Genomic DNA, 16,892 nt, shown 5'->3' with positions numbered 1-16,892 from the left:
GCACCACCGGGGACCGCCCCGTCCCCCAGCACCGGAGCAAACACCGAGCAACCGCCCCACCTCGAGAGCCACGGACCGAATCCGTAGGCCCAGCGAGGCTTCCCATGAATCCGACGATGTGACTCCGCCAAGAGCAGTACACACCAGCACGGTCCAGAGCATGTGTTGGTGTGGTCAGTGTTCAGATGCTCTCACCCGGCGCTGGCGATGGGTTGTCACTGGCGCAGGCAGGCGTCTTCGGAATTATGACAAAACGGAATTGCAATTGTAGCACTGGCAGGTCTCAGCGGTAGAAGAACGCCGACTCCGACCACGCCAAGCTCCGCAGCCCCGGTGGGAGAGTGGCGGCCTGACTCAAGCAACGCAGCATCCTGCGCCACCAACGCTGCTGCCCGCGCCGGTTCGGCCAGATCACCCGAGCTGTGCTGGTTAACTCCACGAAGCAAGATGAAAAAGGCTCCATACACCGAAACTTCACCAATGGAAAACGCGCCACAGAAAGCCGAAAAAGGAATTGATCACATTAAATTTTATTCCTCGCTGACTTCATCAAGACTTCCGAGCAGTTCATCGAGCTGGCGTGCAGATTCGCTAGCAGCCAGGTACTCTTCGTACTGATTCTGAGCACCTGCAATCAATGCATCATACAAAACAAATCTTCCATTAATCGGGGCGAATTGGCTCTTGTAGAAATCTTCAGGAGCAATTAGAGCCATCCCTCTGGTTCCCGGAGGCTTTCCAAGAACGAATATGACCTCAATTTTTGATACCTCGTCGCCTCGCTGCTGCTGCTCCAGGAGTGACTTGAGTGCAGTAGCATACTTCGCTCCCTGGCGAGCCAAATCATTTGTTTCTACTTTAACACTATAGCGCTTAAGCTCGACAATTACATGACGCCCCGAAAGCGTTGCATAACGAATATCGATCCTCCCTGTGATCTCATCCCCTTCAGGCTCTTTAGCAAAAAGTCCCGGTTCGATATTTCGGAGATTTTCCTCCATTTTTCCACCAGCGACAGCACGCTCCCACGATGCATCGAGAAGCCATAGATGATCGAACAGATGTTGCTGAAGAACCTTTTCTTTTTCATCTATACTTGTGAGATGCTGAAATTGCTCTATCGCACGTATGCGCGACTTTAGAATATCTACCCAAAGCCCTGCTTCGTATGCATCTTGCTGACCAAGCAAGGGCAACAGATCAACAGCTGTAACGCCGCTCAGCTGTTCGAGATCTTCGGAAGCTTGACGCAATCCAACTCGTTCAAACGCAAGCACTCCTGACCTAAATAGCGCCTTGCGGTCTTCGCCAGCCCTTCTTCCCTCCAATTCCAAGCTAGCAATCGTTCCAATCATTTTCTCAGCAGAGTCACGCTGCCATGGAGGGCGAGCATCAACCCACTCTTTCAGTTTTGGGAAGCGTTTTATCGCATCGATAGCCTCTTTTTTTGGGCGCACTTTACTCCACTCCTCAGATGCGCCTACAAATGCCTTGCGCAAGAAAGCTTGCAAAGCTAGCACTCGTTCATCATCTTCTATTAGACGCTGGCGATCACTTGTTGCAATATCCTCAAATTCTTCACCGTCAAGATCAAGGAAATCAGCTTCTATTTGCCCAGTAACATAATTTCCAAAAAGGCGGGAGAAATCCAACTTCTCAAGGATTCCCTCTTGGATGGGGCGGCCACGCGCAAGAACAATGATGTTCTTCAGAGAGCCCGCTTCTTCGTCATCAGTTAGATCAGTCGGCTTTTTTGCCGTACCGAACCAGCCCTTCAGTTTCCAATTTCTGCCTGAATCTATAGTTGCATCTTCAATGACATAGCGAGATACTCCTACAGGCAGTGCAACGGAAGGAATGGTTTCCTCTCCAAACTCCCATATAAATTCAAGTTTCTTAAGTTCTTGCCTATCGGCAAAAGTAAGTGGGTTATCGTTAACAACGATCTTGAAACCTCCCTCTTCTGAACTGCGCTCATCCAAAACATCGAATCGGCGAGCAAGGCGTTTACGCAAGGCAGCAGCTGTGATAGCTGCTCGCTTTGTCTTAAGATCGTCGAGAATTAATGTCGTACCCTTGACTGCGTACTCATCCGGAACTTCGACAGGTTCGGGATGGTACGACTCGTTTTCCTTGATTGCCTCCTGTAGAGCACCAGCCTCAATCCGAAGACCTTCGGGGATTCCACCTTCAGTCATAGAGTAAACTGTCACCGAGCGGGAAATAGAGAAGACCGAAAGCTTGCCAATTCCTTTTCGGCCCATGAAAGGGCGATTGAATTTGGGTGAAGAGAGGCCTTCTTCGTCGCGTTTCTTATAACCTGCCGTCAGAAAGCGATCATTGATCTGCCTGACATCCATTCCACATCCGTCATCACGGACAACAATCCTTTCTCCGTCTAGCTTCCAGTCAATTGTAACGCGATTTGCATCTGCGTCGTATGCGTTTGCTACAAGTTCCGAAAGGACGGCAGCAGCATTACTGTAGAGATTTATTCCAAGCGCCTCTAGAACAGATAGCTCGACGCTCATTGTAAACTTTTGGTTTTTTGTTTCTTCGTTCATTATTTTCCTTGATTTCTTGAGCTGCATTCATGGACATGATTAAGCAGGGATGAGCCGATTGATTTCGCCAAAGGCGGTGGAACTGCGTTACCAATCAATCGTGTAACGGGTGCAAACTGAGGCATCCGTCCAGGCTTTGAGAAAAGGTAATCTCGAGGGAACCCCTGAAGCAGTGCCGCTTCTCTCATGGTGATGGGTCGGTCTTGCTCAGGATGGCCGAACCGCCCAGCGCCAAAATTCGTAGCAAGCGTAGTTATTGTAGGCGAAGGATCATCCCATGACATGCGCGCATAAACATTTTTGAAGGTTGATCCACTTGACCTTCGATGGCATTCCGCGCGCAGCTCTTCGGGCCAGTCTTCCCAGGTACCACCAGGCTTTGACATAGCGATTCTTTTCATGTTTATATCGGATAGCCGACGTGATGCGTGCAGCGGATCCAATTCATGGCGCTCGCCAGATGCAACCGACGGCAAATCTCCAATGGCTGTGCGAACTGTTGCGAAATCTTCAGGCTCAAGCGAACCCTCAGGAACCTTGATCGGCCCCAGTTTCGATGCTACTAGGACAAGCCGCCGACGATGCTGCGGGAGGCCATATCGAGGACCGTAACAACTTTTCCAGTCAACCCAGTATCCGTTCGTTCGCAGTTTTCTTAAAAATTCTATAAACACCTCCGACTTGGCGATTCGGGGAACATTTTCCATTGTTACGAGTTCTGGCAAGGTGCTAGCGATCAGCCGTCCAAATTCTGCCAGCAGCGGCCACCCTGACTCGTGAGAAGTATCAACCCCCCTCCTGTAAGAAGAAAATGGCTGGCAAGGCGCGCATCCTGCAAGCAGCCTCACTTTGTTACCAGCCCAGATGCTGTTCAGGTGTTCAGCACTTATCTCACGTACGTCACGAGCCAAGAATGATGCACCAATATTAGCCTCGAAAGGGTACGAGCAGGTCTCATCAATATCGATTCCGGCGTTTATGGTAATACCTGCCTGCTGCAGCCCGGCCGACAGGCCGCCTACACCACAGAACAGATCTACGCCCGCTATAGGGCTAGGACGACGGCTCATAGCGATCAACTCTAGACGAGTGTCGGCTGCTCGTCGACGCTACATGCGTGATTGGCTACAGGAGATGCCACTGAGGTTGAACGGTTGGAGTTACCTCATGGGAGATCGAGCCCGGTCTCTGCGATGAAGCCGTCCAGCAGGCTGGGACGGTACCGCATCTTCTTCAACCGGGGCCTGACCACCACCGCGAGCTGGTCGATACCGCGCGGCGCGAGGTTGCCCAGCCTTTGGCGCAGATGCGACCACACCCCCTCCACCAGGTTCAGCTCCGGGGCGTAGGTCGGGAACCGGAACACCGTCAACCACTCCCGCGTCTGCATCGCCTGGCGCACCACGGCCCCCACATGGCGGCGCTCGTTGTCTCACACCAGCACGATCGGCCCGCCCAGCCGCCGGTGCACCTCGTCCAGCAGGTCCACATAGGAGCGGGCGGTGAACCCCTTGGGTTCGTGGCGCTGGCCGCTATGACGCACCCGGGTGCGAAAGACCAGCCGGGTGCGCTCTCCGGGTCAGGTGCACACCAGGCTCGCCAACGACACCCGCCCGTATCCCATGCCGGTCACCCGCACCACCGGAGTGTGCCCGCGTGGGGCCGAGATGCGGGCTTTGGGCGGTCTCAGGTGCTGCCCGGGCTCGTCCTTGAAACACAGCCAGGCCACCGCCCGCCGGGCGGTGGTTTTATGCGCGGCCGCGTGTGGGCTTTCCATTGCGCGATCACCTCCTCATCGCGCTCGATGGCGCGGTGCGCGGGGATCTGAGGGCTCCAGCCCATGCGGTGCAGCAGGTAGGAGACACCGCGGGAGATGTAGTCCACGCCGAACAGGGCGTGGATCAGGTGGGTGATGCGGGCCAGGGGCCAGCGCTGGTCCTCGGTCCAACCGTGGGCGGCAGGGCCCTGGGCGAGCGCGGCCTGCAGGCGGTCTTGCTGGTCGGGGGCCAGGCGGCAGGGGGTGCCGCCGGAGCCGCTGGAGGCCAGGGCTGCGGTGCCGCCGCTGTGCCAGGCTCGGTGCCAGCGGTTGGTGTGTTTCGTGCCGGGTGTGATGGAGGCTCTGGCATGTACCGGTTTTGGTGGAGCCGTGTTTTCGGATTCTCAGGCCACGGTGCTCGGTAGTCTCTTCTCGAACTCTACGGGTGTCAGCCAGCCGATCGCCGAGTGTCGCTGTTGCCGGTTGTGGAAGATCCCCAGGTACTCGAAGATCGCGTTGGCCAACTCCAGCCGGGTCCGCCACCTGCGCCGATCCAGCAACTCGACCTGCATGCGCGACCAGAACGACTCGATGACGGCATTTTGCCCTCGGCCGTGCGGCGCAGGGCTCGTGCGAGTTCCGGCTTGGTGCAGATCGTCCGGTTCAAGAAGAGCGAGGCCGTACACGCAGACAGGCACGGGGACCCGTGATCATTGTGGTGTCGAAGCCAAATGATCCCGAAGGTCTCCCGTGCCCGCCCCACCATCATCCACGGTCCCGGCCGTGCTCGCCAAACTCGCACCCCTCGACCCCCGCGACACCGCGGACCTGCGCCCCTACCTGGCCACAGTTGCCGACCCCCGCTCACGCCGTGGCCGCTGGTACCCCCTGACCTGCATCCTGACCATCTGCGCCTGCGCGGTCATCTCCGGAGCCAGAACCATCGAGGAGATCGCCGAATGGGGGCAACGCGCCCCGGACGCGCTCCTGGCGGCGATCGGCGCCCGCCCCCACCCGCTGCGCCGAAGGCGCTCCCCGGCGGCCTGCACCATCGACCGTGCCCTGTGCCGCATCGACCCCCACGCCCTGGACACCGCCGTGTGCGCCTACCTCGCCGACCGCCACAGCGCCACCACCGACGGCGACAAGGACACCCGGCCCGCACACCAGGCCATCGCCGTGGACGGCAAAACCCTCAAAGGATCGGCCCGCACCGACCAGCCGCGCCGCCACCTGCTCTCGGCCCTGACCCACCACCCGCCCCTCACCCTGGCCCAGAGTGAGGTCGGCGCCAAAACGAACGAGACCCGCCACTTCCTCCCCCTGCTTCAGGGTCTGGACCTGGCCGGATGTGTGATCACCTGCGACGCCCTGCACACCGTCCAGGACCACCTCAAGCGGCTCGTCGAGGACAAGAAGGCCCACTACGTGGCCGTGGTCAAGACCAACCAGCCCACCCTGCACGCCCAGATCTCGGCCCTGCCCTGGGACGTGTTGCCCCTGGCCCACACTCGCTCGGAGAAGGGCCACGGTCGGCGCGAGTCCCGGTCGATCAAGGTCCTGGGGGTGGCCGACAGCCTCGGCGGGATCTGCTTCCCCCACGCCGAACTCGCCTTGCGGATCCACCGCCGCCGGCAGCAGGCCGGTAGGAAGCAGACCCGCGAGATGGTCTTCGCCGTCACCAGCCTGGACGCCCACCAGGCCACGCCCGCCCAGCTCGCAGCCCTGGTGCGTGGGCACTGGGCGATCGAGAACTCCAACCACCACATCCGGGACGTGACGTTCGACGAGGACGCTTCCACGGTCCACACCGGTGGTGCTCCCCGGGCGATGGCCGCATTGCGCAACCTGGCCATCGGGGTGCTGAAGGTGGCGGGGGCGGTCAACATCGCCAAGACCACCCGCGCGATCCGGGATCTACCCGAACACGCACTCCCGTTCTTCGGAATCGGTCACGAACCCCACCTCTCGGGAACTTGAACGAGCCCTGCCTCCCAGTGCCCCGGGACCGCACGATCGGCGGCCTCGGCGGGGCGCTGTGAGAGGACGACATCGGCGGTGACATGCCCCTGCGGCTTGTTGCGTACTCGCGCCCGAGGCTGGCGCAGCGCCCGCCCGGTGCGCAAACACGCCACCAGCTCGCGCTTGAGCACGCCGCGCCCCTCAATGAACAGGGACTGGTAGATCGCCTCGTGGCTGATGTGCATGGACTCATCCTCGGGGAAATCGACCTTGAGCCGGTGGGAGATCTGCTCCGGGCTCCACGCCGTCGCCCATCGCCGGTCCTGCCGAGGCGGCTTGTTCAGCCCCTTCCATGCCGGTGTCCGGGGCCCTGCGACGATGGTGCCGTCGGGTCGGCGGACGCTGCCGGCCAGCCGTTCCTGCACGTACTCGCGGAGCCGCTCGTTGCCCATGAGCTTGGCCGTCTTGGGGCGCTTGGCGGCCTGCTGTGCCTTCCACTGCGCCACCAGGGCCCGGTACTCGGGCTTGCCTCCCCTGGTGGCCGCGTTGCGGCGCACCTCACGCGAGATCGTCCCCGGATCGCGTCCGATTCTGCGGGCGATCTCTCGCACCCCGACCTTGCGGGCGCGCAGCAGCGCGATCTCCTCACGCTCACAGAAGGACAGGTAGCGGCCCGTGGGCTCGTCCAGGCTGATCGGCGCCATGCCGCCAGCGTGCCGGAACCAACGCGCCCCGACCGGCCATGACACACCCACGGCGTGCGCGGCCTCGACGGTGGTCACCCCCGAGGCGATCTGCCGCCAGAAGTCGCGTTGCACCGCGCGGGAGGGCTCGGGGCGGCCCGGTGAGCGCATCGGAGGCCGCAGGGCCCGGTCCGCCGCCCACTGGCGTCGTGCTCCCGCAGGCTTCTCGGGGAGCTGCTTCTTCTTGCGTCCCATCGCACACCCTCGTGATCGAGGTGTTACGACGACCAGTTGAATCCACCCTGCACTCCGCGGTCGGAGTGGAACACCGTCCCCGAAGCTGGTTGGCGGTTGTCGATGGCCATCCCGAGCGCGTTCTTGGCCAAGGCGGCCGTGGGTGAGGAGTCGATCGCCCACCCGACCACACACCGTGAGCACACGTCCAGCACCACCACGCAGTAGACCTTGCCCTCCCGGGTGGGGTGCTCGGTGATATCGGTGATCCAGAGCTGGTCCAGGCCCTGGCGGGTGAAATGACGGTCCACCAGGCCGGACAAGACCAGATCCGGCGCGCCCGCCGCCACTTCGGACGGTCGGCGATCCCCTTGATGCCGACCCGGGACATCAGCATCGCCACCGTCCCGTGCCAGACCCGTAGTCCGCGGCCCAAGGTGAGCTCGGCGTGCACCCGCCGTACCCCGTAGACTCCGTTGGACGCGGCATGGATCTGGCGGATGGTCTCGGTGAGCAGCACGTGCCGGATCGAGCGGGCCGAGGGCCCTCGATCACGCCAGGCGTAGAACCTCGACTCGATAACCCCAGCACCCGGACGGCGACCTGGACCGGATGGCCTTCGGTGGCCATCACCGCGATCGCCTCAAACAGTCTTTTGGGGCACCACCTTCCCCAGCAGCTCACTGGCCCGGCGGTGGATCGCCAGCTCGGCCTCCAGTTCGGCGATGCGCTTGTTCGCCGCGGCCAGTTCGGTCATCTCGATGCTGGTCAAGCCGGGTGCCAGGCCTCGGTCGATACGGTCCTGGCGCCGTCAGGCGTAGATCGTCTCGGTGCTGATGTCCAGATCGCGTGCCATGTCCGCGACGCTGCGTCCGGCCTGGACCAGGTCCAGCACTTTGCGGCGGAACTCGGCGGGGTATCCACGACGTCCCACGATGCCCTCCTTCAAGGGTCACGCGGTCCCAGGATCCAGAAACCCGACTCCGAAAAATGCAGGACACACCACATCGCGTTCTCGTCGTCTCCACGTTGGTGACCGTGATGTCGATGACTCCGGAGAACAGTACCCAGGTGATCCAAGAGCAGACCTCGTACATGGGATTCGACGCTGCCGAGAGGGTGCGACCGGGGCTGAGGATTCCTGATAATCACCAACAACAGTTACGTTGTGTGACTGTTCCACAAAAACCGAGCCAGAACCCTACAACACCGACGTAGCCAAAAATGGTGAGACCCGGTCAGCTCCCGTCGTATGCCACTTGCAATCGTATGGTGCCTTTGACCGTGCGCAGGAATGCGTCGCCTTGTCCGGCCAGAGCTTCGGCTCCAGTCTCGTCTAGAATTATACGACTGTCGGTCGCGGTTTTGACCCGCAGAGCGAGTTGGGCAGGGAAATTAGAGCGGATTGTCGTCGATATAACGTCCGCACTCGGTCGTTGCGTAGCTGCAATGACGTGGATTCCCGCAGCTCGGGCCTTCTGTGTCAGGCGCTTGAGTAGCGCTTCGATCTGCTTCTTCTCTTCAGGATCGCTGGTGAGGTCGGCATACTCGTCCAGGACAACAACGATCCAAGGCTTTCGGTCTGCTTCATCTACCTTGGCGTTGTACTCGACGAGCTTGCGTGCGCGGATCGCCTTCATCTCCTTATAACGCACGGCCATTTCTTCGACAGTTGCCTCAAGAATCTCGATGGCGTCGGCAGCGTCCATGCCAATCATGCCGTCAAGGTGAGGGGCGTTCTGAAAGTCGACGAGCTCGGTTCCCTTGGGATCAACAAGGCGGAGTCGCAGGGTTCTCTTGTCGTACCTGATCAAACCCTTAAGAATCGTATCCAGAGCAACGGACTTTCCTGATCCGGTAGTACCAGCCACCAACAAGTGCGGTGAGTCTGCCGAGGAAAGGTCAATGACGACCGGGTTGCCTTCGATATCAGCGCCCAGCGGGGCGATGAGGCTCTCAGGATTGGTTGGGGACTGCTGCCATAGCGTCTTGGCGTCGACCCCGTACTTCTCGTCGTTAATCTTCGGAATCTCAAAGATCACGGCGCCTCGGTCACTTCGGGTACGAATGCTAAATCCAGAGGGCAAGGCCAGGGCCAGGAAAACCTCGTCGCGTCGGTTGGTCAACTTATCTACGGTCACCCCAGGATTGGGAATGAAACGGAAAATGTAGAAACCGGGCCCTTCTTGCCACTTATCGACCTCCGGAGCGGTGACCGCGACCTTGTGGAGGGCAAAGACGTCAACGATCTTGTTATATCGAAGCCTCAGATCCTCCGATGAGAGCCCACCCCGGTGAGCCTTCAGAGATACAGGATTTACTTCTGTAGAAGAGTGATGCGCAACCACTGCCCCCGAAAGGGTTGTCGGAGTAGTTGCATCGCCAACCTCGCCAAGTACCGACAATTCTTCGGGATTTGAGAGCTCAACGGAAATCCCCACTGAGGAAGTTCTGACGATCGTGTCAGAAGCCTTCATGGTTTCTCTGAGGTCACTAGGGAAAACAAGGGCGTTGACGTCGGTGGGCTCCTGATTGGCGCGCAGAGCGCCAATCAGATTCAGCAGTTCCTGCCTGTTCAGCCTCACCAGAGTGTGCTTACCGAGGCTTCGGGGAGCGGGTGCCTGTTGGTCGTCCTCGGCTGAGATGGCCACGGCAACACCGGTGACTTGAGCAAGCTGAACATCCTCGGAGCGCAGGGCGTCAAGAACCTTAGCCTCAATCTGGCGATGATCACCATTACCGATCAAGATACGCGCTGGAAGATCTGCGGCCTGCAGGGCGCTTCCACGAGTCTGAGCGATCGCGGCGGCAAGCTCGTCCAGCCAGAAGGGACGGTCATGGCGAGCCTCGCCGTCTGAGCGAAAAGCATCCTCACACAAGTCAGTGGTGCGGTTGAGCTGTTCTTCAGCCGAACCGACATCGAATGTCTGGCGAAACTTGGACTCGGCGACCAGAATGTCTAGGAGAACTGTTCCGTCGTCTTGGACAGTCAGCACGAAACGGCCCAGATCGGCACGGGTTTTGTGTCCGCGGCCGAACCAGCGGTGGTGCTCATCAAAGCTGATCCAGGTGACCAGGCTCGTGCCTTGCCGAGAGACGGGAAACAGCTGGTCGATGACAAACCTCGTGGCGACCAGACCGACGACTTCGTTAACCGTGGTTCCGATACCGAGGGAGCGCAGCACGGCGCCGGGGGCCACGTTGCGGCCGACCTCGTAGATTCGTTTAGCCGTGCCTTCGGAATCCTGTGGGGTGACGACGCCGATCTGCTCCAAACGGCGCCGCAGTCGCTGGACGACGAACTGTCGGCCAGTCTGCGAGCTGACAATGAGGGTGTAGGACTCGTTCTTGCCGACCTTGGGCTTAACGAGGATAACGTCAGGGCGGTTACGCAAAGCATCGATCTGCTCACGTCCAATAAAGCTGTCGAGAGTGACGACCCAGTGAGCTACCCGGTGTAGAGTGGCGAACAAGTCCTGGTGCTGGTCGAACTGCACCTGCATCTCAAAGTAATCGATGCCGTCAACGCTCTCCCGCGAAACCGGGGAACGGCGGTCGTAACGCACGCACAAAGTTGACCAGGACTCAAGAGTCTCGTCAGCAGTCTCAGGCAACAGTGCTCTCACGACGTTCTCGCTGGTCTGAGTCAGATTATGTGAGGCTGGGTGCTTCCAAGGGTTGAATGATCCAGACAAAGACTCTTTCTTAGTGCTCTCCTTGATACTGCTTTGAGTGCCGAACAACGCCGGAGCCAGGGCGAGGTCGATGGTGTCTTCTAGTCCTGACAGGTCTGCTTCCTGGTCGGGCTCCCATGCCTGCAAGATGAGCTGGACGTCGGGCAGGAAACTGTCCTCGGACATCTCCGCACCGGAAAACTGCAGGTCGAAACCCTGAATGATCTCGTGATGGGTGGCCTGGGGAGCTAGGACAACCAGATCAACTTTCAGACGAGGGTTCTTGGCTCGCATCTGTTTAGCCACACGTATCGGCAGGACAGGGTCGCCGTTGCGATCCAAAAGCAATACACGTAGGCCGTCAAGCTTGTGGGGGTAGGTCATCAGATAATCGGTGATGGCGCGGACCATCTCGTCGATCGCGGTCTCGTCAACGCTGGAGAGCCAGTCCTTGGATTCATTTCCGCCGTAGCGGACCGACGCGTACTCTTCGTGACCAGCTGATTCTCGCATCGGAATGGCAATCGTACCGCCGGGCCCCACGAGAACCGCCGGTGTCCCATGTGGGGAGATACGATCGATGGCGTCGAAGAAGAGGTCCTCGTTTTCATGGTTGAGGCTCAGACCTCCCTCCCTGTTCAGGGCAGTCTCAATACTACTGGCGGCCTCTGCGTAGTTCTTTGCCATCCAGCGCAGCTTCAAAGGATGGATGGCTAGCATCATCAAGCGATGATCAGCCAGCCCAATAACATCGCTCAGGACGACAGCCTCAAGGTCTGCGTTTGGAGCGTTATTGGGAACCAGAGTGGTGCGAGCCTCGCTGAGCACACCTTCCCACTCACGTACATAATGATTTATTTTTTCAGCATCAAGGCCATCGCGAAAACGCTTGAAGTGCTCCAGCTTGAGATTCTCCAGCTGACTAGAGAAATGTGATTCGGAGACAGGAAAAGCCTCGCCATCCTGCCATTTTCGAGGATCGTTAAAGTTTTCGAGGAATTTATCGAAGGTCAGATTTCTGGCATAACCAGGGTGAGGCCGCCAACCATGAATTAGGGCCGCCAATGCAATCTGCCCTGGGGTGCCCAAGGGGTCCCAGCGGAAGCGTCGCTGAGCGGCGCCATCCATCTTGACCAGGATGCGCAACGGGGCCCACTCGACATTCATGTCAAACGGCTCATTCTCTTCCGGCAAGGTCGGCTTGGTCAGGTCCAGCAGGAAATCCTTGACCTCCAAGGCCAGTCGGAGACCGGTAGAGTCCTGGACATCACGCAGGGTGCGAGCGTACAGGAATGCGAATAGCCAGCGGCTCCACCGCCCAGCTTCTTGGTTACCTTCGAGACCGACAACAACGGAGCCCTCCTCTTCGTCGGAAAAATAAGTCAGCTCACGCAGCAGGGCACGCAGTGGGTCTTGGACAAACTGAGAGTCTGGGAAGGCAAGCTTCTCAACTTTGCGACGCGACCGCTTGGTCAGTAAGTCGGCTAACGGTTCGGTCCCACCGGCAGAGACCTCGTCAAGAAAGCGCTGCGCGTCCTCCTGCTCTCCGCGGTCAAGTCCACCTTCGACCATCATGGCGTCGAACTCATCGACCCGATCTACGTCGGCCCTTTCTATTTCCTGCCGCACCTGCTGGCCAAGGCCGCTCTTCTTAGACTTCTGCTCGAAGACTTCAAGCCAGAGGGTGAGATCCTGATCGCGGCGCAGCTGACGAGAATCTTGAGGGTTAGAGCCACTGCGATTAAGATTGAGTACGAGACTGCGCATACGCGTCTTGACAGTCGTGGAGTTCGTACCGATCTGGTCCAAATTTTTCTTGCTGAACTCGGTCGTGGTGATGCGGTCTATCAGATCATCCTCGGCGATCTCCTTTCCTGTTGGTTGCTTGAAAGCACTAACCGAGACGTTCTTTTTGATCCGAGTGGACAGCGCAGCTGAATAGTTGAATAGTTCCCGGTCTGGGAAGAGGTCAAGCGCGGGTAGGGCTGCAGAAATCTCCGCGCAGACCGCGTCATGCGTGTGAATTTGAGTTGCCGCGACCTTCTGCGCAGTCTCAACCAGGAAATCTGCCCAGCGGTGCAAGGAACGGGGTTCCTCGTTAGTAATAGAATGCCATATCTCCGGCAGAAAAGTAACCATTATGGCTGGAGCGGTGCCAATTCCACCCGATTCCCGCCATGCTTCTTCTATGAACCTGTCGAACCCGCGTTCACCGGAGGTGTCATGGTAGTCACCCAGAATCGTGGCATCGTCAAGGGAATTTATGGCCGCCAGCCCTTGTGCGTCCGGGGACTGCCCCCACTCAAAGAGCAACACCGCCTTACCTTGTCCTGAATTTCGCCACTTGGTCAGCTGGTCCTGCGGCGCCAGCAGGTATTCAATGGGTACGCCTTCGATTGTCTCTGAAGTTCCGACCTTGACGATGATCTGGCAGTCCGGCGACTCCGACAATCTCTGGGCTGTGTGACGGAGAGCCTCGATAACGGTCAACTGGTCGAACCCGCTGATTCTCAGGGAAGCACGGGATCCGTTGATCTCAGTTACTTTGCGGAGTGCTTCGTCCGCGACGAAGCGGCCAAGCGCTCGGATGCTGATGTCGGTCATCGAGGCCCCCCTTGAACCATACTGGTCGCATCTGAATACTGAGTAAGCAAACCGATAGCGGCCAGCTTCTCCCGGAACGCCTTGCCGTTGTGGTCAAGGACCGATGGGTCGACCTCGTGGGCCAACGGACTCACAGCAGCAACCTTGTTCTCTACTACGAGCCCGTATTTTTTGTATAGCAATTCACATAATTGATCGAACTCCATTTCCGTACCCTGTGGAAGGGTCGCAGATACCAAACCCTCAAGCATCGGGGGTTTCATGGTAAAATGTCGGCGCCCGGCCGTAGCGTTCAGGGCCCCTACAGCGGCAAGGGTCTCACTGAAGAAAGCTCGAGGCGAAGCGACCGCGCTGCCAGCTTCCTTAGTGAATTTTTCGTAGCGGTGCTTCTTGCTTTCGTCGCCTTCGGCTTCGACTTCGTCGATCATTTCCCGAGCCTGAACATTGATCGCATTGACGATGTCGTTGCGGAATCCGATGAGGTGCTTTTGTGACTCCCTGCGCAATGGGCTTGCCTCATTGCCGAAATCCAATAGGATTGACTCACGATCAATAGCACCTAGCTTCATGCGTGCGAGGTGCAGCTGGTGGCGCGCCAAGCAGTAGGGAACCCAATGCATCAGGCTCTCGGTGCGCTTGGCCCTGGGGACCGTCACAATCCGAGTGACGATGTTGTGGATCCCTTCCCTCAACAGATCAGGCCACGGACTGAGATCCTCGTGCAACTTGATTCCTGCGTCTGAGCCCTCCATGGGCGCTTCGTCGTAGTCGAAGTCGTGCGCACTGAGGGCCTTAGCAAGTTTGCCTAGCGGTGTACCGCTATCTTGAACGAGGTCGTGCAGGCCCTGCCGGGTCGCTTTCTTGCGGTCAGGATCAGGATCGGTGCGTAGGACTTTGTAGGCCCAGCTTCCACCATCACGGAAGAGGTAACGCTCGATACTCGGAGCGTTGATGCCAGCAGCAACCTTGCTAGCCTGCTTGCGCTTCTTGACGCTCTTCTTGGAGGAGGCGTCACTTTGCTTGATTCGTCGTTCGACCGCGTCGTAGTGGATGAGCTCACCGACGAACGGATATATGTGGACTCCAAACCAATTGGGCTGGTTACGCCGTCCAGGGATCTCGACCAGCAAGGACGTGAACAGGGCATGGAGTGTTTCCATTGTCTCGGTTGATTCCAGCTCGACGGCCTTCCCCAGTTCCTCGTTTCCCTCAACGATATTGGCCTTAGTAGCAATCCGTCGAGCCAGGTCGTGAGAGGTTCTCTTGTAAGCCATTTCCTTTCCGTTATCTAGGAGCCCTGGGAAATTTGCTGGGTCTTCCTGGTGAGCCAGGTAGACGCCGCGTGCGATCGCGAGCATCTCAAGCGGGACATAGAAACCGCGTCCCTGCTGTTCGAGATTCACTCCGAAGAGGCGAAGGACGACCTCAGCCTTAGAACGATCAGCCATCACACACGCACCGATCTGATCTTGTCGCCAACGTCGATCATGAGCTTTCTCGTGGCGTTGCCCACCAGTACCTGAATCTCGTCATCCTTGTTCAACGAGTCAGCTAGCTCTGCCAGAGATCCGCTCAGGCCGCGGATCTCTGCCTCGTGCTGGACTTCGCTACGCAGGCCCGCGGCCCACCGCGTCAGCAACTCAAAGCGCAGAAGGTCAGCTTCCACCGAGACTGCGTCCTGGTCAGGGGCGACGGCTGGGATACGGATGTAAATAGCTCGGTTAAGCCACTCGACAGCGTTCTGCATCTCAGGGATGATGCGCGCACCGGCTTCCTTTTGCCACTGGGTGACCTGGTCAACAACCTCAACGCCCTTACTAGGCACACGCCGGGAAACTACGGCAGCGCGGGCACGATGGGTGAAGAAGGCAGGGTCGAGTATGAAGAAGTCAGGGTTGCTCCCCACTCGATGGATGCCCTGGACGGCCTCCAGGCCCTTGAGAAAGCGGTCTCGCACCCTAGTGTCCGCCGGATCTCGATTTTTGTCCTGGACACGGACGAAGTCGTCGCCGGCCTGCAGCCCCATACGAGCAAATCGGTCTGTGTTGTCATCACTGTTAAAGAAGTCAGCTCGCCGCAGGAATGTGTACAAGCCCCGCAACTGTTCGGCCTGCTTCTGAACGTCCCGATTCGTACGGATCTTCTTCAGGTAGCCACTGGTGTCCGTAGGAGGGAAGTCGCCAGCCGTGTCCGGGTCCAGTCGGTCGTCGACCCGGCGGCGGGAGACCTTGCCCGGGTCCAGCTTTCGTAGCGCGAAAAAGGCGGGAACCAGATGACGCTGTTGCTGGGTCAACCGGTCGCCGAAGAGCGCCTGGTGGTACAAGTGGGAAGCCTGCCACAACCTGTTCGAATGCGATCGCTGGTACTTTACATGAACGTTCTCGCAGGATAGGCCGCCGGTGAGCATGTAGCTAATGACCGACAGCGCCTGACGTGTCGTGATTACAGCTCCGGTGCGCTCGGCCGCGGCGAACAAATCCCGGATCCCGGTCCGACGCTGAGGTCCATAGGTAGGGTCGCTCAGCTCGTTGCGATTGGCCAAGATCGGGCAGACCTTCCTTGCGTCACAGGTCTCGCAAGGCTTCCACCGTGACCATTGAGTCGTTGTCCACTGCTTCAAGACCCAAGAGATGAGCCCTCCGTTGAGATTGTCGGCCGCTACGGACTGATAGTTTAGGTTGATAACAGTAACTGCCCCATTGAGGTCGTTAACCTGTCCTCGGACTATACCTTCCGTGAGGATCTGCACCAAGATCTTGGCGCGCCCGGTACCACCTTTGCTAAGATTGTCGTCTTCGGCAGCGCACTTGCGTAGTTGGCCCTCGTTTGCACAGATGATCGCAATGCCCTCGTCAGGAGGATCAAGAAGTTCCACGAGCTTGTGAGCGCCCGCCTGTGGGCTGAGCTCGCTAAGGTCACTGAGGATGTACAGTGGCCGTCCGCTACGGGTTCGACCAATAGGGCTGCGAGCGTCTCCAGCCTTGGCCAGCTCAAGGAAAACTGCCTTCCGGACATCTGGTGTGACCGGCTCGGCATCGACCCGCAGCTCAGCGAGAAGGCTGGCGCACAAACTCGTCTTGCCATGTCCAGCATCCCCAGTGAGGACGATGGTCTTCGTGGTCGACCGCTCAATGGCGTCCAACAGGTAATTCAGCGTCACGACAGGGAATAGCGACTGCGTCCGGTCTTCCTGTAGCTCGTAGATCATTTCAGAGGCGTCGGCGTCGAACGGCTGGTAACGACGCATCCGTTGGACGTGTTTGTTGACCTCTAGCGGCATGCTGCTGTCCTTCGTCGGCCAGGCCTGGGCACTACAGGATTCTAACTCCCAGCACTCCCAAAGGTCGATCAAATGTGGTGTCAGAGTACCGAGGTAACCTTAGCTCGCCAACGCGTGACTGCGTCGCGGAGCTTG

General features: G+C 58.7%; 11 protein-coding genes and 3 pseudogenes. 1 reads left to right on the top strand and 13 read right to left on the bottom strand.

All coding sequences use genetic code 11. The features are described from left to right. Positions 1 to 530: 530 nt before the first annotated feature. The 5 genes and pseudogenes from RM479_RS00855 to RM479_RS00835 all read right to left on the bottom strand — a co-directional run bounded on the left by RM479_RS00855 (position 531) and on the right by RM479_RS00835 (position 5,006). Positions 531 to 2,591, bottom strand: a complete 2,061-nt coding sequence (locus RM479_RS00855) for a BbrUII/HgiDII family restriction enzyme (protein ID WP_311509741.1) — start codon at positions 2,589 to 2,591, stop codon at positions 531 to 533. Further along, on the bottom strand, positions 2,564 to 3,634 hold the full coding sequence (locus RM479_RS00850; protein WP_311509740.1) for a DNA cytosine methyltransferase: 1,071 nt from the start codon (positions 3,632 to 3,634) through the stop codon (positions 2,564 to 2,566). The genes RM479_RS00855 and RM479_RS00850 overlap by 28 nt, the downstream gene beginning before the upstream one ends. 95 nt (positions 3,635 to 3,729) lie before the next feature. Continuing rightward, positions 3,730 to 3,984 (bottom strand): annotated as a pseudogene (locus tag RM479_RS00845) (transposase); the annotation flags it as partial. A gap of 266 nt (positions 3,985 to 4,250) precedes the next feature. Continuing rightward, on the bottom strand, positions 4,251 to 4,550 hold the full coding sequence (locus RM479_RS00840) for a helix-turn-helix domain-containing protein (protein ID WP_311510400.1): 300 nt from the start codon (positions 4,548 to 4,550) through the stop codon (positions 4,251 to 4,253). A gap of 174 nt (positions 4,551 to 4,724) precedes the next feature. After that, positions 4,725 to 5,006: an integrase core domain-containing protein gene (locus RM479_RS00835; RefSeq protein ID WP_311509739.1), complete on the bottom strand. Its 282-nt coding sequence runs from the start codon at positions 5,004 to 5,006 to the stop codon at positions 4,725 to 4,727. A 97-nt stretch (positions 5,007 to 5,103) separates the two neighbouring features. Here RM479_RS00835 and RM479_RS00830 point away from each other — a divergent pair, with 97 nt between their 5' ends. Next, positions 5,104 to 6,300 carry an ISAs1 family transposase gene (locus RM479_RS00830; protein WP_311509738.1) on the top strand — a complete coding sequence of 399 codons (1,197 nt, stop codon included), beginning with the start codon at positions 5,104 to 5,106 and terminating at the stop codon, positions 6,298 to 6,300. Here the strand turns inward: RM479_RS00830 and RM479_RS00825 are convergent. The 8 genes and pseudogenes from RM479_RS00825 to RM479_RS00795 all read right to left on the bottom strand — a co-directional run. Continuing rightward, positions 6,300 to 7,136 (bottom strand): annotated as a pseudogene (locus RM479_RS00825) (transposase); the annotation flags it as partial. The gene RM479_RS00830 and the pseudogene RM479_RS00825 sit on opposite strands and share 1 nt — an antisense overlap. A gap of 107 nt (positions 7,137 to 7,243) precedes the next feature. Continuing rightward, entirely contained in the window at positions 7,244 to 7,522 is a 279-nt protein-coding gene (locus tag RM479_RS00820; RefSeq protein ID WP_311509737.1) for a DDE-type integrase/transposase/recombinase, read from the bottom strand. A gap of 41 nt (positions 7,523 to 7,563) precedes the next feature. Continuing rightward, a pseudogene (locus tag RM479_RS27570) lies at positions 7,564 to 7,719 on the bottom strand (transposase); the annotation flags it as partial. A gap of 123 nt (positions 7,720 to 7,842) precedes the next feature. Then, positions 7,843 to 7,971, bottom strand: a complete 129-nt coding sequence (locus RM479_RS00815; RefSeq protein ID WP_311509735.1) for a hypothetical protein — start codon at positions 7,969 to 7,971, stop codon at positions 7,843 to 7,845. Between the two features lie 39 nt (positions 7,972 to 8,010). Beyond that, on the bottom strand, positions 8,011 to 8,133 hold the full coding sequence (locus tag RM479_RS00810) for a transposase (protein WP_311509733.1): 123 nt from the start codon (positions 8,131 to 8,133) through the stop codon (positions 8,011 to 8,013). Between the two features lie 304 nt (positions 8,134 to 8,437). Beyond that, complete coding sequence (locus tag RM479_RS00805) at positions 8,438 to 13,477, bottom strand: FtsK/SpoIIIE domain-containing protein (protein ID WP_311509731.1); 5,040 nt, start codon at positions 13,475 to 13,477, stop codon at positions 8,438 to 8,440. Beyond that, positions 13,474 to 14,880, bottom strand: coding sequence for a hypothetical protein (locus RM479_RS00800; RefSeq protein ID WP_311509730.1), 1,407 nt, complete (start codon positions 14,878 to 14,880; stop codon positions 13,474 to 13,476). The genes RM479_RS00805 and RM479_RS00800 overlap by 4 nt, the downstream gene beginning before the upstream one ends. 44 nt (positions 14,881 to 14,924) lie before the next feature. Beyond that, entirely contained in the window at positions 14,925 to 16,757 is a 1,833-nt protein-coding gene (locus tag RM479_RS00795; RefSeq protein WP_311509729.1) for a hypothetical protein, read from the bottom strand. Positions 16,758 to 16,892 lie beyond the last annotated feature (135 nt).

Origin of the sequence: Nocardiopsis lambiniae (assembly GCF_031845465.1) — a bacterium.
GTDB lineage: Bacteria > Actinomycetota > Actinomycetes > Streptosporangiales > Streptosporangiaceae > Nocardiopsis > Nocardiopsis lambiniae.
The sequence above is the reverse complement of the archived record's forward strand: the minus strand, read 5'-3'. Positions and strand labels throughout refer to the sequence as shown.